We start from the raw sequence: 17,818 nt of genomic DNA on the forward strand, positions 1-17,818 counted from the left end.
ATATTCACACCACTCGGCTATTTCGCTTTGATGATGGCGGTAAGGTTATCGTCTAGCAACCGTGCAGCGGATTGGAATTCCGGCAGTTTGGGGGCAACGAGCCTGTTGAGGTTTTGCGCTCCCTCAATACCAAGGGCGGCCTCCAGACTAGCCTTGTATTCCGGGATGATCTCCCAATCCGGTACCGTGGAAGGCGTGATTTCGGTATGGTACTGGAATCCGTATGCCCACTTCCCCCACCGAAATGCCTGCACCGGGCAGGCCGCATTCGCTGCCAGGACGACGGCCCCTTCGGGCAGCTTTGATACTTCGGCGCCATGCCATTGCAATGTCTCGATGGCCGGATGAAAGCCGGAAAACATGGGGTCCACCCGACCCGCGGGTGTCAGATCGATTGTGGCAAGTCCGACTTCGGGCCTTGTCATAGACGTAACCTTGCCACCGAGCGCCTCGGCCAGAAGTTGGTGGCCCAGGCATATTCCCAGATAGGGACGGTCAAGCTCCTTGACCCATCGACGAATGGCTGTCTTTTCCGCAACTAACCATGGATGAATGTCTTCTTGCCAGACATCCATTGGTCCTCCCATGACAGCGAGCAGATCGAAACCCTCGAAGTTCGGGATTTCCTCTCCCGCATCGAGTTCGACTGTCACACGCTCATGGCCATTGGCATCCCAGAATTCGCGGAACACACCAGGATGCTCGACGTCGAGATGTTGGAAAACCAGTATCCGCATTCTCAGCTCCATATGGTCGCGTCACTTCGGGATGTATTTCAACCATCATTGCTTTTTCTGATTAACACCGTGGCGCTGTAACCACATTTCAGAGACCTGCTTCAAACACCTTGATAAGCCGCAGTGTGCCCCGATCCGCCTCCTTTTGCGAGAGGGTAGAAAAGCCCAGAATCGGCCCCCGCATTGGTCGCGCGGCAAGCGACATAGGCGAGATCGGCAACACCGGCCAAAATTCGATGAGATTTCACATCGTGGCGCTTCCGCGTGAACTTGGCCCATAATTTGGGAAAGCAAGCACGTGTAGTTCCAGGCTAATTCTCTTGACCGCGAATTTGTCGTGCCAGGAGTTCCAGTTGTTCGGCGACAGTTGCGTTTTCCACACTACTCTTGAAGCCCTTGGCAATCTGGAGTCCTCTCTCCTCCAGTGAAGATCGTCCGTAGTTCTGGTGGCTGATTTGCAAATTTGCATGACCAAGATTCTCACTGATTGCACGAGCCATTTCTGGCGAGCGTCCAAAACCAATCTTGACCCACATATGCCTGAAGGTGTGCGCTGTGTAAGCGGGAAGACCAGACGCCACAAATGCCCTCTTGATGATTGTGGAAGCATGGCCCGAACTCACGAATTGCTTTTGAAATCCCGCGCCGCCGCCGCCTGGTATGCCGCGTTTAATGGCCGGAAATAATTGGTCCTCATCCGAAAATCCCTCGGCCCGCAACTCCTTGATATAGTCCAGGAAGATTTCTAGCCAAAGCGGATCGTATGGCATGAAGATGGTCGTCTGGTGTTTACTGAATTTGGTCTTGACTTCGCGTGCATTTTGAACGACGGCATTGTGTTCTAGGTCGACGTGTTTCAGGCGCAACGAAACCATCGCGGTAGCGCGTAAGCCTAGTAGTGCGAAGGCTGCCATAATGGCTCGGTTCCTGCGCTGGAGTGGCGTGGCGCTCGGCATGTGCTTTAACGCCTCTGAAACCTCAAGCGGAGTTGGGCAGGCAACGATTTGCTCGGACACAGCTGCCGCCCGCATGTCTTTCCTACTGAGGTTGAGATATTCAATTCGAGCTAATGGTATGTTACGCGCATATCCCTTCTGTTGGCGAAGGAATAATAAGAATGCCTTGACCGATTTGAGCGTCGCCTTTTGGACGGGAAGCGTTAGGTGGCTTTGGCTCAGAGACGCCTTGAAATCAATGAACTCGTCGGTGGTCCACTTGTCGAAGTCACGATAGCCGAAATAAGCTTCGAACCTGAACAAAGCGATGACATCCTTGGCTATCGACTTGTCGTCGCGCCCGCATGCGTGTTTGGCGTACTCGAAGTGCCTCCGCTTCAATCTCTCATTGTGGATATTTTGGGGTAGATGTTGACCACGCACTTTTATGTCCGTGCCAGCGTTACCCACCAAGGATGGCTCACTTTCCGGGCTACTGGGTGAAATGGGAGAATCTTTGAATCCCTCTACTTCATCCAGTGAAGCCCCAGCGGCGAGCAGAAAATCTGCCACATCATCGCGACGCGTACAACGATTGACTTGCCGTTCGCAGACGCTGCAATTGCCCTCGATGTTGATTGAATTATTGGTGCGGAGTTGAATCGATAGGCTGTCCGGGCGTGGCCAGCGAGTTTTCTGACAACCAAAACAAAAGATTTGACCTAATAGTGCCGTTCGGCTCTTGGCGGCCCATCGCTTAGCCAACCACGAGCGTGCCTGATATCCAAAGATCAATTTTGGGAAGTCATGACTGGCGACAGGCAAGCCGTCGTGAATCCATTGGTAAACGGTGCCTGCAGATCTGCCCGTTTCAACTGCGAGTCCTTCGACCGTGTAAGTTTTCGTATCGCAGATCTTTCGACGGTCAGGACGACGTGTCGGTTTCATTTCTTACCTCCTGATTGGCTGTGGCATGTTCTTGGATTGGGATGTGGTTACTTGAAAAAATGACAAGACGAGCGGCGTACTGGGTTGCCTAGGCATCGCGGGTCTTGAGGAGGCGATCGCGGCCATCGACTAGCCGATGGCCAGACCAAACTAGGTGGTGGCAGTCCGCTAAGAGTCATGGGAGCGTGAACCGTCATTGCCGGTTTCATTGTCGAACTGAGGATTCTCTGAAGGTTCAGAATCCGCCGACATCTCGCCGGGATAGACCTTGCTGCGACGAATATCGGCTCGATGAAACGTTCGGCTTTGGATCCAGTGCTCGACTTCGGATTCGATCCAAGCAACCGCACGCGCACCAAGTTTTATGGGTGCCGGGAACTCACCAAGCTGGACCATATCGTAGATCGTGCTGCGACCACGATTGGTACGGGCGACTACCTCGCCAATCCTAATAAAGCGAATAGGCGGTTTAATCACCGGCAGATCGGTGGCGTCGTCGGCGACCACCTGCTTGACTTTTGGCCAGCGGTTGTGACGCAGGTCGATGATGGATTAATTTCGGGCTTCTTGTACATAGCCGGATATTGTCGGAAGCCCTTCAGACAATGGCGGGTATGTCTGAACTATTTTTTCAACTGATTTTTCGACTGAAGACGATACCAAACTTTGCTGTTTGCAGACTTGCTGGTGCCAATTCCACGGGCGGCGGCAAGTTCGGCTGCCCGGTCTATTGTACTTCCGTCATCTATAATCCGCGTCATTTCGGCGATAATCCGATTGTTTCGAGGATCATTTCGGCGGTCTAGCCCCGCAGTCCTGGCGCCGGCAATTACTACCATTCCCCTGACAGCATGTGATTCGAAAGGTTTCCCCAACTGGCCTGTACGTGACGACCTATCTCAAAGGCGATCTTTCCGGCCTCGGCCATCCAGGACGGAGTGTCGTTCATTTTGGAGGGATCTTCCACCTCGCTCTTGGGGGTTGCCCACAAAATGACGACCTTGTAGTGGCGGATCAACTCCAGGATTTGCAGGGCGTGCCATTCGCGAGACAGATATTTGGCCTCGCTCGCCGGTTTGGGTTTGACATCAGATTGCTCCTCCGACGACACACCCAGTTCTGCCAGCGCATCGCAAGCTTGCTTATTCGCTACTTCAAGCCAATCGGGTTCTTCGTCAAAAAAACCCGAAATCTCGTTGAGCATTAGCGCAGCAAACTTTATCTCGCGGTCCTCGATCTCCTCTAGTTGCGCAAATGTGTTTAGAGATTCGAGCCCATCGCAGCGTGGCATCTTGGGAACCACGTCACAAAGTTGCTCAAAAAGCAATTTGAGTTCCCCGAGGTCGCGACGATCCTCCACCAGATCGGGCCAATGAATTTCGGTCCATTGACCTTTGGAAGCATAGATGCGCCAATCGTTATCCGAACTGTCTGAAATGGAGAGCCCTCCTTGAAATGAATTGCCGAACTTGTACCTTCAACGTCGCAGTTCGCGTCGCCAACCTATCACCGCACAGGTTCCGTTCAACTCATGCTTCAGACCCGAATTAGAGGGTTGTTGCACCTAACTCAGGGGCAGGCTCTGGCGGCCAATGCACCGTATTGTTCCACAGGATATTTATCCATACCATTCCCGATGGTCGCCTTCGCAGTGGATCGCAATGACGGTATCAGGGACGGTATTTTATAGAATATATCCTGTAATAAATAATTAATTCAATACTTTATGGTGTCTGTTCGATTCCCGCTACCCGCTCCAATTTTGTATCCGACAGCGTTCGAGATCGTATTGTAATGCCTTGCTGTGGAATACCGGCCAACTTATTCCGCTACACTTTCAAATGGTGAAATGGGGTTACGGTCGGCGTAACTCTCGCCGTTATGAAACGGTCGATTTGTTCGGTCTAATCAACATGACAGAACCTGTTTGCGTAAGGTTCGTGTTCAGCGCGATTTTACACGCGGGTCAACCCGACATGATCTTGTCGTACTCGCCAAGCCGCATATATGCGAGTTCGCGCATCAAGGTTATCGTCGGGCGCAGACCGAATAGAACTGACCCGATTAGGAACAGCCATGTCGCGACATATGTCGTACTCGCGCTGAAAAAGAGAATGCTGCCGATGACGAACAGCGCGGCAGCCAAGAAATCGACGATGGTGTAAGCAAGCGCGTAGAAAGCAAATATCTCTTTGTGCCTTGCGCTAAGCGTGTGATTGTCTGGATCGAAGATCTTCATGATTTATCCTATCTGGACCAATCCGCGCGGGATGGCCTTCTTACCCGCTGCTACGATCATCTCCAGCGAAATTGCAAGAGATTCATGCCCATCAATAGCGGTGTTATGACCTGCATGGTGCCGGTGGGCGCGCTGCGGAGCATCGGCCAGCTGAATTCGCAACGCTTTCGGGCGGTGGCACCCTTGCGGAAGGCAGGTGGGCTGATCTTCTGGCGCTGGGCATGAGCCAAACCGATCTCGACGGCCCGGTTGGCGATACCGTGCCAGGCAGCTTTGCAATGATCTCTGGTCTTAAAGCACATCGCGTCTATAGGAATTCATGCAGGGTGCTTTGAGCTTTATTTTTGTGCATGTCATTGTCTGAAAAACCGCTGCACACTTTGGGGCGACATGCACCAGTCAGAAGGCGTTGCGACGGGGCTTGATCAGCCCCCGTCCTGGTCTTCCTCAACCGCGGCGATCGCCGTGACGGGGGCCGCCACGGTCATGACCCGTATGATTGCGGCCACCCCGATCGTCGCGGTCCAGCTTGCCGTCGTCATTGCGATCCATTCGTTCGACGACATGGCCAAACCGATTGTCCATTTCCGCCTTCGTCACAACGCCGTCACCGTCTTCGTCGAGTTTCTGGAAGGCGTCGACCATCCGCGTGCGGGTCAGATCGAGATAAATCTTCTCGAATTCATCGAGCGAGATGTCGCCCTCGCCTGATGCGTCAGCGTCGGCCACGATCGCAGCGCGGAACGTGTCGATTTCGGCCTGCGTCACAGCGCGATCACCATCGGCGTCCACCATTTTAAGTATCTGGCCCAACATTCCGCGGCCGCCACGATCACCATGCGGGCCACGAAAATCGACAGGCATGACTGCAGGCACCTGTTTCGCTGTTTCTGTCCGAACTGGTGTGGTTTCGGCCGCGGTTTGCGCAGTGGCGATGGTCAGGCCGGACAGAACGCCGATGATTGCCAGTATGCTGACCGGGAGGGTTTTTGAGTTTTTCATGTCGTATCCTTTCGGGTTTCAAATGAGGCGCCCATCGCCTCGGTGAACCTCATTTAGAGGCTATTGCGCCGAGAGGTTTGTCAGCGGCTCCACCACTTTGTCGCCGTTTGTCGCAAGGCTGCGGCGTGATACATCTTGCGACAATTCAGTTTGGAAGCCGCCCGTCAATTGTTTGATTATTTTGTAGAAAAGGACGCTATTAGGGGCAACGCGGCACGAAAAATACCCGAGGAGAACAGCGATGGCAGACCCGATTACGCCCCAGATCCTTATCGTCGACGATGCCCGTGACATTCGCGAGCCACTCGGTCAGTATTTACGCAAGCAGGGGTTTCGAGTTCGCCTTGCAGCGCATGCCGCAGAGGCGCGCGATGTTCTGGCAGAGGCCGCCATTCATCTTGTCGTCCTCGACATCATGATGCCTGGCGAGGATGGGCTGAGCCTGTGCCGATGGCTGATTGCCCATGACGGCCCGCCGGTGCTGCTACTGACCGCCATGGCCGATGAAACCGACCGCATCGTCGGGCTCGAGCTTGGAGCCGACGATTATCTCATCAAACCGTTCAATCCTCGCGAGCTCTTGGCGCGGGTCCGTGCGATCCTGCGTCGCGCTCCGCCCGCGGTGGTGGCACCGCCAAGTGGACGGCGCCAGTTTTCTGCTTGGGTGCATGACCCGGATGCGCTGAAAATAATCGACGGGGATGGTCAGGTCGTCGATCTTACCACCGCTGAAAACCGCCTGCTCGGTATTTTCCTCGACCAGCCGCGCATGGTGCTGAGCCGCTCAACCTTGCTTGACTTGACCGCCGGGCGCGAGGCGAAGGCCTATGATCGCGCCATCGACAACCAGATCAGCCGTCTGCGCCGCAAGATCGAGGTTGACCCGAAAAATCCACAGATCCTCGTGACCGAATGGGGCGGCGGGTACAGGTTGGTCGCGGACGTGGAGGAGGCAGATTGATGAATCGCCTCAAACGCCTGTTCCCGGATGCTTTGGCAGGCCGTATCGTGCTTCTGCTGACGATTGCCATTCTTGTCGCCAACATCATTGCGCTCGCCGTCCTCAATCTAGAACAGCAACGCTTCGATCGGCAGACCAGGGAGGAACGCGAGATCGAGCGGATCGCCGCACTCATCCCCGCGATGGAAGCCGTCAATGCACAGGTCCGGCGGGTGATTGCGCGGGATGCATCGACGCGCTTCGCACGCGTAAGGGTGGAAGATACCCCGCTGTTGACCAAGACCGCTACTGACAGCCGTTCCACATATATTGCGCAGCGCCTTGTCGAAACATTGAAACGCAAAGATCTGGCCGTGGCAATCGTCGACCGTCCTCCCACGCCCGACGCACCTGAACGCCGGAGTGGCTTTAGAACTGCTCGTGTCATTGCCATCACCATTCCGCTATCCGCCAGAGCTGGGCAAGCGGAGTGGCTCAACGTCGTGACCAACGGCGCGTCGCCACCCCCAGGCCGTGTCGACCGCAAGCTTTTCCTGACCGTTCTCATCCTGTCGCTGCTCCTTGTTCTTGGCGGGGCCATTTTTCTTACCCGTCACCTGACGAAACCACTCGGACGGCTTTCCGAAGCAGCCAAAGCTGCCGGGCGTGGCGACCGGACCGCGCGGGTTCCTGAAGGAGGGGCCCGGGAAATGCGCGAAGCGGCGCAAGCTTTCAATGCAATGCAAGCCGAAATCTCGCAGTTCGACGCGGAACGAATGCGGATGCTTGCGGCTGTGGGTCATGACCTGCGTACGCCTATGACCAGCCTGCGCATTCGCGCGGAAATGGTGGAAGATGACGAGCAACGCGAGGCGATGATCCGCACGCTCGACGAGATGACCGTGATGGCCGATGGTCTTGTCAGCTATGCGAAGGAAGGGCAGGACGCGGAAAAGATGATTGCGCTCGATCTTGGCGACCTGCTCAAGCAGCTCTGCGCGGATCGTGGCGCAATATGCAGTGCCGCATTGAACGTTCGGGTACTGGGCCGCCGCGTCGGCCTTGGCCGCGCCATTGGCAACCTTATCGACAACGCGCTGCGGTATGGTGATGAGGCCACCGTCACGCTGTCGCAGGACAAGCAACATGCCATTGTCATCATAGAGGATAATGGCCCCGGCATCCCGTCCGAACGTCTGGACGCCATGTTCCAGCCTTTCACCCGAGGCGACGACAGCCGCAGTGGTGAGACCGGCGGTGCCGGACTGGGCCTTTCCATCGCCCGGACGATCATCATCGCCCATGGTGGCCGGATCACTCTTGAGAACCGCGTGAATGGTGGGCTGGCCGCGATAGTGACGCTGCCAACTACTTCCCCTGCATCTGGCGTGTTGCATGGATCACGATCTGCCCGGAAAGCGCCATATCCGTGACCTCGCCACACATCACATTCACACCCGGCCCGGCCGAGATACGACCAAGCCACCAGAGGGTGGCGTAATCATGCGCGGCGTCACGCCTTATAAGGCTATTTGCAAAGACTGGTTGGGTGAACCGTTCAGGCTCATCGGTGATCCGGACCACCGAATTAGACGATCAAACACTTGGGACAACATAGTCAGCGCCTATTCGGCGGCGTTCATTCCAAATGTACCTGCACCGGCTTGAAATATCGTTTCAATGTCGTGTGCAGTGAGGGTGACAGTATATCGATGACTGGCCCCGGCGCTGTAGATATCCTTTGCCACAAGCGTCAGGACAACGTCCTCCGTCGAGATCGAGATATTTTGCGCTTCCAACGCTGACTCAAAGATAATCTTCGGGTCGCCGTCACGCTTTGCTGGTCGAACAGATATTTTCATAACAACTGACAAAGCATGATCCGTGCCATATCCTTTTGTGCCAAAATAGAACACAGCTAACGCATGTCGTGTGTGAAGGGTTTCACGCAGCGCGCTTTAAGCCTTTGTTTTTGTGCATGTCGTCGTCCCAAAACCGCTGCACACTTTTGGGCGACATGCATTGAACCCGCGCTGCCCGTATTAACGGGAAGGAGATACACTTTGTTAACGGTGGAGGCCTACCCTTTCGCGATGACTCATCGCGCTCAACTCTGGGTATTCCTGATTGGCGGCAACATGGCTTTCTGGATGTTGCTGTGGAAGGCTCTCAGTTAGCTTAAAGCACGACGCGCATTGGAAAATTCATTCCGCGCGCTTCAAGTCGTTATTTTCTCGCATGTCGTTGTCTAAAAATCCGCTGCACACTTTTGGGCGAGATGCTTTAAGGGCTGTCAACCTGAACTGAGCCGTGCTCATCACTTGCATCTCAATTCAATCAGGTTTGAATAACAGGCTTATCAAATGGTAGGCCCAGGAAACGACAAACCAGACCCAGGCCACGGTCGCCACGGCGCACAACACAAGTGTCAGGCCGACAACAGTCTTTTCGACCTTCCTGCGCAGCCGCGTTTTGGACGGCTTCACTTCTGTCCCGCTTTGCAACATTTCGTCCTGTTCCTGAACCAATCCCATCCTGATGTGAATGGTCCGCAAGTTTCGTGCCGCAATATCAACCGACCCGGATCCTGATAGAACAGATCAGCGCTACGATGCTTTGCACTTGCGAAAAAAGCATAGGACAATCGGCATCACTTGCCGGTGCCGCTCCTGAGATCGGGCAAGCCATGCAGGCGCGATCCGGCATGTCGGTCGGGAATGGTAATGGCAAAGACCGTGTTGCCGCCGACGCTTTCCACCAATTCCACGGAGCCGCCGTGAGCGCGCACCAGTTCCTGTGCTATCGCCAGACCAAGCCCGGTACCACCGCTGCGGGCAGAACCGCGAAATGCCTTGAAAAGGTTCTCGCGTGCTTTTGGCGGCAGGCCGGGGCCTGTATCAATCACCAAAATCCTGCAGGAGACGTCCAGTCGCTCCGACGATATGGTCAGTCGGCGCACGACGGCGCTGTCGCTGTCGGATGCCATTGCCTGAACGGCATTGCGGCCGAGATTGGTCAGGATACGAAACATCTGGTCCGGATCGGCATCGATCTCGAAGTCCGGCTGGATGCCGTTGGTGAACTCGATCCCCTCGCCCACGTCGAGCAAGCCGTGAACATCTTCCACCAGTTGATGCAGGCGAAGCTTGCGGCGAGAAGGTGGAAGCTCCTGCGTGCGGCCATATGCCAGCACACCTTCCGAATAGGAGACGGCACGGTCGAGCGTACGCAACAGCTTGGGCGCGAAAGCCTGAACTGTCGGATCGGCAACCTGAAGCAGGCGATCCGAGATGATGTGCGCGGAGGCGAGAATATTGCGCATGTCGTGATTGATTTTCGACACGGCAAGGCCAAGATCAGCCAGATGCTTCTGTTCGGCCAGCATCTTTTGGATGCGTTCCTGCATCTGCGCCAATTCCCGCTCGGCAACGCCGATCTCGTCGGCACGCTCGGCGGGCTGGATGACGCGCCCCGGATCTTCGGGCGTTTGCGAAAATGACAGCATGGAAAGCGTCAGCTTGCGCATTGGCCCAATCATGATGCGGTCGATGGCGACATAGACGAGGGCTGCGGTGAATAACGAGATCAGCAAAGACAGAACCGCAACATTGCGCGAATAGGCGAGCATTGCCGCGCGCAATTGGGTGTCCGGCATGATCATTTCAAATTCTTTATCGCTTCCGCCGACCGGGCCGAACACGCGCAGCATGCGATCACCGCCGGAAAACAGCGTACCGAGCGCGCCAGACAGTTCATCGAGCATCGAGGCATTGGCTATGTCGATATGCTCGTCGACATGTGGCGGCATTTCGGCCACAGCAAGCAGGCGCGAAACACCACCATCGCGCACGGCAATGGCCGTGGCTCCCATCGCCATCAGCACATCGTTCTGCGCAGCCGGCGATAATGATTGCGCATCACCTTGAACCAGCACAACCGAGACAGCGGCGGCGGTCGCAAGCTTTTCCTCCAGCCAGTTCAAACGATAACCGGCAATCGAGGGAAAGAATATGAGCACCTCGGCCAATAGCACGAAGGTAATCGTAAGAAGCAGCAGCTTGGCCGACAGACCGCGCGTGAGCGGCACCGCGTTGGTGGCTGGTCGCAGCTCCGCAATGGGCTCCCGGTCAGGCGATTCTACGCTCATGCTTTCGAAATTCTCTTCTCTTCAGGCTGCAAGAACGCTTAAGGCTTCATGTGCAGCTTTGGCCAGAAGTGCTGCCCTCACATGATCTCCGAAACGCTGCGATGATAACGGAACTACGCTATGGTGTCTTTACAAGCCCCCGTTCATAGAAGGTAGAGAAACGGATCGGCCTGATATCGCGGCATTGCTTCACGAGATCGGATTGACTTCCAAAATCCTTATCCATATAAGCCGCACACGCTCGGGCCAACGATCCCGGCGCTGTTTTGGTTGTGCCAAACAAGGCCAGACTAAGCTCCTGTTACATAGTGACAGAATCAAGAAGGGCCGCACCCCGCGGTATTAAAACAAATGAAGCGTACCTATCAACCATCGAAACTCGTTCGCAAGCGTCGGCACGGTTTCCGTTCGCGCATGGCGACCAGGGGCGGACGTGCCGTTGTTGCTGCCCGTCGCAATCGCGGCCGTAAGCGGCTTAGCGCCTGAACGGAAGACGAAACCGTTGTCCGCAACAGGCAAGTCGGCAGGGCAAGCACCTGGCAGACTTCTGAAACGCGCGGAATTTCTAGCCGTCCGGCGTGGTGAAAAACGCCGCGGGCGGCTATTCCTTGTTGAAACACTTGCTCGCGGCGACACCAATAAGCCGCGGGTGGGGTATACTGTAACTAAGAAAGTCGGCAATGCTGCGGTTAGAAATCGTGTTCGGCGTCGTCTGAAAGAAGCCGTTCGCACTCATGCCGCAGGTGACATGACGCCAGGCAATGACTATGTCATCGTCGGACGAAGGGACGTGCTCAGTGCTCCGTTCGGTCAGTTGAAGGCCGAACTCTCCCGCCGAATCCGTGGATCACGATAGGGTTTTCGATGGAAAACAACCGCAATTTCTTCATTACCATCGCGCTGTCGGTTCTGATTCTGACGCTTTGGCAAGTCTTCTACATGAACCCGCGCATCGAGGCGCAGCGTGAAACCGCCAAGGTGGAAGCCAGTCGCACGGCAGAACAGCAGGCTGCCCAAAGCACCGAATCAGGCACTGCGAAACCGTCGACACAATTGCCGACGCAGCAAGGTTCCATCCCGACCACGCCGGCGGCGGATGGTGCCACCACTGTCGGGCGCGAGGAGGCGCTGGCAGCAACGAGCCGCGTCAAGATCGAAACACCAAGCCTTGAAGGTTCGATCAATCTTGTTGGCGGTCGCCTCGACGACCTCAAGCTGAAGCATTACCGGCTCACGGTCGACAAGGATTCACCGGAAATCGAGTTGCTCAATCCGGCGGCGCTGGCCGATGGCTATTATGCGGAAATCGGATTTGTAGGGGATAATGCCACCGGCGCTGTGCCCGGACCGGAAACGGTGTGGACGGTAGACGGAAATTCCACGTTGACGCCTACAACACCGGTCACGCTAACCTATACCAATGACAAGAACCTGACGTTCAAGCGGACCTACTCGGTTGACGCAAACTACATGTTCACCGTTTCCGATATGGTCCAGAACGGCAGCGCCGCACCGGTGACATTGTCGAATTACGGCCGCGTTACGCGCTTCAGCAAGCCAACGAAAGCCAGCACATATGTGCTGCACGAGGGTCTGATCGGCTTCACAGGCGAGGAAGGCCTGCAAGAGCACAAATACACTGCGGTCGAAAAGGACAAGCAATTCACGCCCGGCAAGTCCACCGACGGGTGGCTGGGCATTACCGACAAATACTGGGCGGTAACGCTTATTCCGACAGCGAAGCAGCCATTTCAGCCGCGCTTTGCCTATTTCGAGGATGGCCGCCACCGCTACCAGTCCGACTTTTTGTCCGACCCGATTGCTGTTGCGCCGGGCCAGTCCACAACGGTCGAATCGCTGATCTTTGCCGGGGCAAAGGAAGTCGGCAAGATCAATGCATATGAGAAAGACCGCGACATTCGCCGCTTCGATCTGCTGATCGACTGGGGTTGGTTCCACTTCATAACCAAGCCCATGTTCTGGCTGATCGACACGCTTTACAAATTCTTCGGCAATTTTGGCCTGGCAATCATTGCCACCACCGTTCTGGTCAAAGCCCTGTTCTTCCCGCTGGCCAACAAATCATATGCCTCCATGGCCAATATGAAGAAGGTTCAACCGAAGATGACCGAGATCCGCGAGAAATATGCGGATGACAAGATGAAGCAACAAAAGGCGATGATGGAGCTTTACAAGACCGAGAAGATCAATCCGATTGCCGGCTGTTGGCCGGTTGTCATCCAGATCCCGGTTTTCTTTGCGCTCTACAAGGTGCTCTACATCACCATCGAAATGCGCCACGCGCCATTCTTCGGCTGGATTCACGATCTTGCCGCACCCGATCCGACATCGCTTTTCAACCTGTTTGGCCTGCTGCCCTTTGCGGCTCCAGCGTTCCTGCACATTGGCATTTGGCCGCTCATGATGGGCGTGACCATGTTCTTGCAAATGCGCATGAACCCGACACCGCCAGACCCGACGCAGGCGATGATCTTCACCTGGATGCCTGTGGTGTTCACATTCATGATGGCAGGTTTCCCGGCCGGGCTGGTCATTTATTGGGCGTGGAACAACCTTCTGTCTATTACGCAGCAGGGCATCATCATGAAGCGTCAGGGCGTCAAGGTCGAACTGTGGGACAATCTGGCCGCTCTGTTTCGAAAAAGTCTTCCGCAACGAAATAGGCGAGCGTGAAGCCCTGCATTCATTCAAAGCCCCGGTTCATCCGGGGCTTTTTGATTGGGCAAATGTTAGTTGGACGCAGGCATGTGGCCCTTTTATAAGCACGACCTTGCTTTCGGAACGCGCCGCTATGATCTTGTCTTGAGCACCTTTAGAGCATCGGGCGCATGACAAAGCGCCCTGATCGTCGCTAGTCCTGAATAGAATTGAGTGGACTCCACCATGACCGGCCCCAATCCCAACATCAAACACCCTATCGCGCTCCATCCGCGCGTCGGTTTTCTGAAGGCGTTGATTAGCGCGCCAAACATCGAAATTGGCGACTATACCTATTATGATGACCCGGACGGGCCTGACAAATTCGTCGAAAAATGCGTCCTGCATCACTACCCGTTCATTGGCGATAAACTGGTCATTGGCAAATTCTGCGCCATTGCCGAAGGTGCGCGCTTCATCATGAACGGGGCCAACCATGCGATGTCGGGCTTTTCGACTTATCCCTTCAATATTTTCGGTGGAGGCTGGGAGGACGGCTTCGACGTTGCGACGTGGGAAAAAGAGAATCGCGGCGACACGATCATCGGCAATGACGTATGGATCGGCATGGAGGCGATAATCATGCCCGGCGTATCCATCGGGCACGGTGCCATCGTCGCGGCCAAGTCTGTGGTCACACATGATGTCCCGGCCTATGCGATCGTTGCGGGAAATGGCGCGAAAATTGTAAAGATGCGCTTCAACCAAGGCAGCATCGCACGATTGCTCCAGTTTGCCTGGTGGAATTGGCCGATTGACAAGATCAGTCGAAACCTCGACGCCATTCGCGGTGCCGACCTTTCCCTTCTAGAAGCAGCGGTTTGAAAATGGCCAACCCAGTCGAGCCAATCCTGTTCACCCGGCCCTGGGTGTTCATTCGTGGAGTGCCTGCCATGAAATTCCTTCCGCCCGAGGGGCCGCCGGAAATCGCTTTTGCGGGTAGGTCGAATGTCGGCAAGTCATCGCTGATCAACGCTCTCGTCAACCAGAAAGGATTGGCGCGCACGTCGAATACGCCGGGGCGCACACAGGAATTGAACTATTTCGTACCGGACGGTTTTTCGGGTGAGAATGGTGACTTGCCGCCGATGGCGTTGGTCGACATGCCCGGATATGGCTATGCCTCGGCACCGAAGGAAAAGGTCGACGAGTGGACGAAGCTGGTGTTCGATTATCTGAAAGGCCGCGTCACGCTGAAACGCGTCTATGTGCTGATCGACGCCCGCCATGGCATCAAGGCAAGAGACGATGAGGTTCTTTCGCTGCTCGACAAGGCAGCGGTATCCTACCAGATCGTCCTGACCAAGACCGACAAGATCAAGGCAGCCGGCATTGCGCGCCTGATCGAAGAGACGCTGCAAAAAATCAAGAAGCGGCCAGCGGCCTTTCCCTTCGTTCTTGCAACGTCATCGGAAAAATTCGAAGGCCTCGACGATTTGCGGGCCGCCATTGCGCTGGCAGCGAATGGCGGCTGATATCAAGCTACATCTGCCTTAAACGTCAGGGCCACACCATTGATGCAATGGCGCTTGCCGGTCGGTTGCGGGCCATCATCGAAAACGTGCCCGAGATGACCACCGCAACGGCTGCAATGAACCTCGGTGCGAACCATTCCAAATGTCGAATCCTCACGGGTGGCGACGCCATTGGGCAGTGCCTGCCAGAAACTCGGCCAACCTGTTCCCGATTCAAACTTCGTCTCCGACGAATAGACGGGAAGGTCGCATCCAGCGCAAGAAAAAGTGCCTTTGCGATGTTCCGCGAGCAGCGGGCTGGTGCCGGCGCGCTCGGTGGCCTCATGGCGCAGGACGGCATATTGCTTTTCGTCCAGGATGGATTTCCATTCGGCGTCGGTTTTGGTGATCTCGAAATTTTCAGCCAATGCCTGTTCAGGGCGCGTTGTGCGCCAAAGTGCGCCTAAAGCAACTGCGCTGGCTATAGCAGCGGCTCCGTTCAATAAAATACTGCGACGTTTCATGATCTGCGCCTCCTGCCCTCTTTTGCCAGTTCTACACATCACACGGAAATCACAAGCGGGTGAGATGCTTGCGGTCTATGATGCAAATCCCGCGCTCCCGCCTTGGCGGGCGGGAGCGCGGGCATTCATGCCGAATTCAAGAGGGGGTGTTTGTGCACTCCATTCACTCGGCAGGAATATTGCCATTGCTTCGTCGGCAAGGCCGGTTTTGTTACATCTTCGGCAAGAGAACCTTGTCGATGACGTGAATGACGCCGTTGGACTGCTCGACATCGGCGATCGTCACATTGGCAACGTTGCCGTTCTCGTCGGTGACGGTAACCTTGCCGCCATCGTCCTTAAGCGTAAGTTCACAACCGCCAACCGTCTTGACCGCGTGCATACCGCCGTCGTCCTTGACCATTTTCATGACATCGGCGGCCATCGCCTTGGCGGCAACGACGTGACAGGTCAAAATCTTGACGAGCTTGTCCTTGTTCTCTGGCTTCAGGAGCGTATCGACAGTGCCGTCCGGCAAGGCAGCAAACGCTTCATTGGTTGGGGCAAAGACCGTGAAAGGGCCATCGCCTTGCAAGGTTTCAACCAGACCGGCTGCCTTGACGGCTGCGACCAGGGTGGTGTGATCTTTCGAATTGACGGCATTCTCGACGATGTTCTTGTCGGCATACATGGCAGCGCCACCAACCATCGGGTTTTCTGCATAAGCGACGGTGGAGAGGGCTGAAATGGCAACGGCGCCGGCGAAAAGGGCTGTAGCGAACTTGCGCATTTTGTAAAACTCCTTGGGTTTGGGTTCCCCGTTCTGTCGGGGCCACAAGGAGATACGGGGCTTAAAGACAAGAGTTTCGCGGCGGACAAAAAAATTTGTCCTATTTTAAAAAAGAAACCGCCTGCCTGAATTTATACGCTTTTCAGATCGCCCGCAGCGACGACCGGGCCTGTCGGCTGTCCGGTCGGTGAACCGCCGGTGGGCTCAACGCTGACGGCAAGAACCGCACCTTGCGCGAGCTTTTGCTGAAGCTCCGGCGAAATCGGCAATTTCGTTGACGAGCCGACAGGAATGACGCCAACCGAGATTGGCGGGTTGTCGCCCTCGATCATCCACAATTCGAAATCCTTGCCTTGGGCACGCTCACCAGAGACATGCGACAAGCCGAAATCGTGGTGGGCAGCATCATAGACAACCAGATATTTCACATCGCTGCTGTCGGCTGCGAGCGAGGCAACATATCTTGGCTGCTCGGTCTCAATCGGCGTCTGGAGATAGGGCACAGTGATGGCAATAACCAGGCCCGCCACCGCAGCGGCAGCCAATCCGCGCCAGAAACCGAGACTTGACCAGAAGCCGGATGCGGAAGGTTTCTGCGCTGTATCTGTGCCGGCCACGACAGACAGCCTGCGGTCGAGTGCAGCCTTCACGGACGCCGGTGCCTCAACCTCCCCATATGCTTCGGCCAATGGCGACATGTGGACTTCCCACGCGTCGACAAGGCGTGCGAAGGCTGGCTCGCGATCTATCCGAAGTGCCGCTTCCTGCCGCTGTTCGGCGCTCAGCACACCTAGAACGTATTCAGCGGCGAGCGTGTCGTCGCTTTCTCGTTCCGGTCCGTTTTCCTCAGGTAGTGTCATCTTTCCAGACATTCCCGTAACTTCAACAGGCTGCGCCGCAACCAGGTTCTCATCGTATTCAGCGGCACTTTGTAGCGCTCAGCCAATTCGGCATAGGTTTCACCATTCAGATAGGCGCCCCGAACGGCCGACGCCCGGTCATTGTCAAGTTCCTCGAGGCAATGATGGATACGGCCCGCCTCACCACCTGCCACTGCCGCAGCCTCCGGGGTTGGCCCTGGATCGGCTACGTCGAGCACTGTGTCGATGTCGGCATTCGGCTTGCGCCGCGCCCTGATGCGGTCGATCGAATGGTTGCGGGCGACCGCAACCAGCCACGAAATCGGGCTCAAATCCGAAACCGCAAAGCGATCCGCCTTCGCCCATATCTTGACGTAGACTTCCTGCAACGCATCCTCGGCTTCACCACGATCATTCAAGACACGCAGGCAAACCCCGAAAAGTTTCGCGCTCGTTTGCCGGTAAAGCAAATCGAACGCAGCTCGGTCCCTCATGGAGGTGCGAACAATGAGCTTTGTGATGTCTTGTGCCGTCATTGCCATCAA

Annotated in this window: 20 protein-coding genes; 7 read left to right on the plus strand and 13 right to left on the minus strand. The window is 55.7% G+C overall.

Annotated features, from left to right (window positions below; genetic code table 11):
* Positions 1 to 17: 17 nt before the first annotated feature.
* From AC0L7S_RS05040 to AC0L7S_RS05065, 6 genes are all read right to left on the minus strand, one after another.
* Entirely contained in the window at positions 18 to 737 is a 720-nt protein-coding gene (locus AC0L7S_RS05040) for a type 1 glutamine amidotransferase (protein ID WP_473473353.1), read from the minus strand.
* Between the two features lie 311 nt (positions 738 to 1,048).
* Positions 1,049 to 2,620 carry a tyrosine-type recombinase/integrase gene (locus tag AC0L7S_RS05045; protein WP_473473354.1) on the minus strand — a complete coding sequence of 524 codons (1,572 nt, stop codon included), beginning with the start codon at positions 2,618 to 2,620 and terminating at the stop codon, positions 1,049 to 1,051.
* Positions 2,621 to 2,788: 168 nt separating this feature from the next.
* Positions 2,789 to 3,127, minus strand: a complete 339-nt coding sequence (locus tag AC0L7S_RS05050) for a helix-turn-helix transcriptional regulator (protein WP_473473355.1) — start codon at positions 3,125 to 3,127, stop codon at positions 2,789 to 2,791.
* Positions 3,128 to 3,452: 325 nt separating this feature from the next.
* Positions 3,453 to 3,947, minus strand: coding sequence for a hypothetical protein (locus AC0L7S_RS05055; RefSeq protein WP_473473356.1), 495 nt, complete (start codon positions 3,945 to 3,947; stop codon positions 3,453 to 3,455).
* A 639-nt stretch (positions 3,948 to 4,586) separates the two neighbouring features.
* A complete protein-coding gene (locus AC0L7S_RS05060) occupies positions 4,587 to 4,859 on the minus strand; it encodes a YrhK family protein (protein WP_473473357.1) in 273 nt (90 codons plus the stop codon).
* Positions 4,860 to 5,306: 447 nt separating this feature from the next.
* Positions 5,307 to 5,861 (minus strand): EF-hand domain-containing protein, encoded by a 555-nt coding sequence (locus AC0L7S_RS05065; RefSeq protein WP_473473358.1) that lies wholly within the window; start codon positions 5,859 to 5,861, stop codon positions 5,307 to 5,309.
* A gap of 241 nt (positions 5,862 to 6,102) precedes the next feature.
* On the opposite strand from AC0L7S_RS05065, the gene AC0L7S_RS05070 reads away from it, so the two are divergent.
* Entirely contained in the window at positions 6,103 to 6,822 is a 720-nt protein-coding gene (locus tag AC0L7S_RS05070) for a response regulator (RefSeq protein WP_473473359.1), read from the plus strand.
* Positions 6,822 to 8,234: an ATP-binding protein gene (locus AC0L7S_RS05075; protein ID WP_473473360.1), complete on the plus strand. Its 1,413-nt coding sequence runs from the start codon at positions 6,822 to 6,824 to the stop codon at positions 8,232 to 8,234. Before AC0L7S_RS05070 ends, AC0L7S_RS05075 begins: the two co-directional genes overlap by 1 nt.
* Positions 8,235 to 8,426: 192 nt before the next feature.
* On the opposite strand, the gene AC0L7S_RS05080 is transcribed toward AC0L7S_RS05075, so the two are convergent.
* From AC0L7S_RS05080 to AC0L7S_RS05090, 3 genes are all read right to left on the minus strand, one after another.
* Positions 8,427 to 8,717 (minus strand): hypothetical protein, encoded by a 291-nt coding sequence (locus AC0L7S_RS05080; RefSeq protein ID WP_473473361.1) that lies wholly within the window; start codon positions 8,715 to 8,717, stop codon positions 8,427 to 8,429.
* Between the two features lie 417 nt (positions 8,718 to 9,134).
* Complete coding sequence (locus AC0L7S_RS05085; protein ID WP_473473362.1) at positions 9,135 to 9,356, minus strand: hypothetical protein; 222 nt, start codon at positions 9,354 to 9,356, stop codon at positions 9,135 to 9,137.
* Positions 9,357 to 9,451: 95 nt separating this feature from the next.
* The gene (locus AC0L7S_RS05090; RefSeq protein WP_473473363.1) at positions 9,452 to 10,948 is read right to left on the minus strand and encodes a sensor histidine kinase; all 1,497 of its coding nucleotides are present in this window, start codon (positions 10,946 to 10,948) and stop codon (positions 9,452 to 9,454) included.
* 351 nt (positions 10,949 to 11,299) lie between these two features.
* Between AC0L7S_RS05090 and rpmH the strand changes: the two genes are divergently transcribed.
* From rpmH to yihA, 5 genes are all read left to right on the plus strand, one after another.
* A complete protein-coding gene (gene rpmH / locus AC0L7S_RS05095; RefSeq protein WP_473473364.1) occupies positions 11,300 to 11,434 on the plus strand; it encodes a 50S ribosomal protein L34 in 135 nt (44 codons plus the stop codon).
* 16 nt (positions 11,435 to 11,450) lie between these two features.
* Positions 11,451 to 11,804, plus strand: a complete 354-nt coding sequence (rnpA, locus tag AC0L7S_RS05100) for a ribonuclease P protein component (protein WP_473473365.1) — start codon at positions 11,451 to 11,453, stop codon at positions 11,802 to 11,804.
* An 8-nt stretch (positions 11,805 to 11,812) separates the two neighbouring features.
* On the plus strand, positions 11,813 to 13,642 hold the full coding sequence (yidC, locus tag AC0L7S_RS05105; RefSeq protein ID WP_473473366.1) for a membrane protein insertase YidC: 1,830 nt from the start codon (positions 11,813 to 11,815) through the stop codon (positions 13,640 to 13,642).
* 210 nt (positions 13,643 to 13,852) lie between these two features.
* A complete protein-coding gene (locus AC0L7S_RS05110; RefSeq protein WP_473473367.1) occupies positions 13,853 to 14,491 on the plus strand; it encodes a CatB-related O-acetyltransferase in 639 nt (212 codons plus the stop codon).
* A 2-nt stretch (positions 14,492 to 14,493) separates the two neighbouring features.
* Positions 14,494 to 15,141 (plus strand): ribosome biogenesis GTP-binding protein YihA/YsxC, encoded by a 648-nt coding sequence (yihA, locus tag AC0L7S_RS05115; protein WP_473473368.1) that lies wholly within the window; start codon positions 14,494 to 14,496, stop codon positions 15,139 to 15,141.
* 2 nt (positions 15,142 to 15,143) lie between these two features.
* Here the strand turns inward: yihA and msrB are convergent, their stop codons facing one another.
* The 4 genes from msrB to AC0L7S_RS05135 all read right to left on the minus strand — a co-directional run bounded on the left by msrB (position 15,144) and on the right by AC0L7S_RS05135 (position 17,809).
* On the minus strand, positions 15,144 to 15,644 hold the full coding sequence (msrB, locus tag AC0L7S_RS05120) for a peptide-methionine (R)-S-oxide reductase MsrB (protein WP_473473369.1): 501 nt from the start codon (positions 15,642 to 15,644) through the stop codon (positions 15,144 to 15,146).
* A 211-nt stretch (positions 15,645 to 15,855) separates the two neighbouring features.
* The gene (locus AC0L7S_RS05125; protein ID WP_473473370.1) at positions 15,856 to 16,413 is read right to left on the minus strand and encodes a fasciclin domain-containing protein; all 558 of its coding nucleotides are present in this window, start codon (positions 16,411 to 16,413) and stop codon (positions 15,856 to 15,858) included.
* A 131-nt stretch (positions 16,414 to 16,544) separates the two neighbouring features.
* Complete coding sequence (locus AC0L7S_RS05130; protein ID WP_473474186.1) at positions 16,545 to 17,273, minus strand: anti-sigma factor; 729 nt, start codon at positions 17,271 to 17,273, stop codon at positions 16,545 to 16,547.
* Positions 17,270 to 17,809, minus strand: coding sequence for a sigma-70 family RNA polymerase sigma factor (locus tag AC0L7S_RS05135; protein ID WP_473473371.1), 540 nt, complete (start codon positions 17,807 to 17,809; stop codon positions 17,270 to 17,272). Before AC0L7S_RS05135 ends, AC0L7S_RS05130 begins: the two co-directional genes overlap by 4 nt.
* Between the last annotated feature and the right edge of the window lie 9 nt (positions 17,810 to 17,818).

The organism is Mesorhizobium sp. G2-6-1, assembly GCF_055809095.1.

Excerpts from the sequence above, each read along its gene's own strand:
- AC0L7S_RS05040 (WP_473473353.1), bottom strand. The coding sequence starts at position 737 with ATGCGGATACTGGTTTTCCAACATCTCGACGTCGAGCATCCTGGTGTG.
- AC0L7S_RS05045 (WP_473473354.1), bottom strand. The coding sequence starts at position 2,620 with ATGAAACCGACACGTCGTCCTGACCGTCGAAAGATCTGCGATACGAAA.
- AC0L7S_RS05060 (WP_473473357.1), bottom strand. The coding sequence starts at position 4,859 with ATGAAGATCTTCGATCCAGACAATCACACGCTTAGCGCAAGGCACAAA.
- AC0L7S_RS05065 (WP_473473358.1), bottom strand. The coding sequence starts at position 5,861 with ATGAAAAACTCAAAAACCCTCCCGGTCAGCATACTGGCAATCATCGGC.
- AC0L7S_RS05070 (WP_473473359.1), top strand. The coding sequence starts at position 6,103 with ATGGCAGACCCGATTACGCCCCAGATCCTTATCGTCGACGATGCCCGT.
- AC0L7S_RS05075 (WP_473473360.1), top strand. The coding sequence starts at position 6,822 with ATGAATCGCCTCAAACGCCTGTTCCCGGATGCTTTGGCAGGCCGTATC.
- AC0L7S_RS05090 (WP_473473363.1), bottom strand. The coding sequence starts at position 10,948 with ATGAGCGTAGAATCGCCTGACCGGGAGCCCATTGCGGAGCTGCGACCA.
- rpmH (WP_473473364.1), top strand. The coding sequence starts at position 11,300 with ATGAAGCGTACCTATCAACCATCGAAACTCGTTCGCAAGCGTCGGCAC.
- yidC (WP_473473366.1), top strand. The coding sequence starts at position 11,813 with ATGGAAAACAACCGCAATTTCTTCATTACCATCGCGCTGTCGGTTCTG.
- AC0L7S_RS05110 (WP_473473367.1), top strand. The coding sequence starts at position 13,853 with ATGACCGGCCCCAATCCCAACATCAAACACCCTATCGCGCTCCATCCG.
- yihA (WP_473473368.1), top strand. The coding sequence starts at position 14,494 with ATGGCCAACCCAGTCGAGCCAATCCTGTTCACCCGGCCCTGGGTGTTC.
- msrB (WP_473473369.1), bottom strand. The coding sequence starts at position 15,644 with ATGAAACGTCGCAGTATTTTATTGAACGGAGCCGCTGCTATAGCCAGC.
- AC0L7S_RS05125 (WP_473473370.1), bottom strand. The coding sequence starts at position 16,413 with ATGCGCAAGTTCGCTACAGCCCTTTTCGCCGGCGCCGTTGCCATTTCA.
- AC0L7S_RS05130 (WP_473474186.1), bottom strand. The coding sequence starts at position 17,273 with ATGACACTACCTGAGGAAAACGGACCGGAACGAGAAAGCGACGACACG.
- AC0L7S_RS05135 (WP_473473371.1), bottom strand. The coding sequence starts at position 17,809 with ATGACGGCACAAGACATCACAAAGCTCATTGTTCGCACCTCCATGAGG.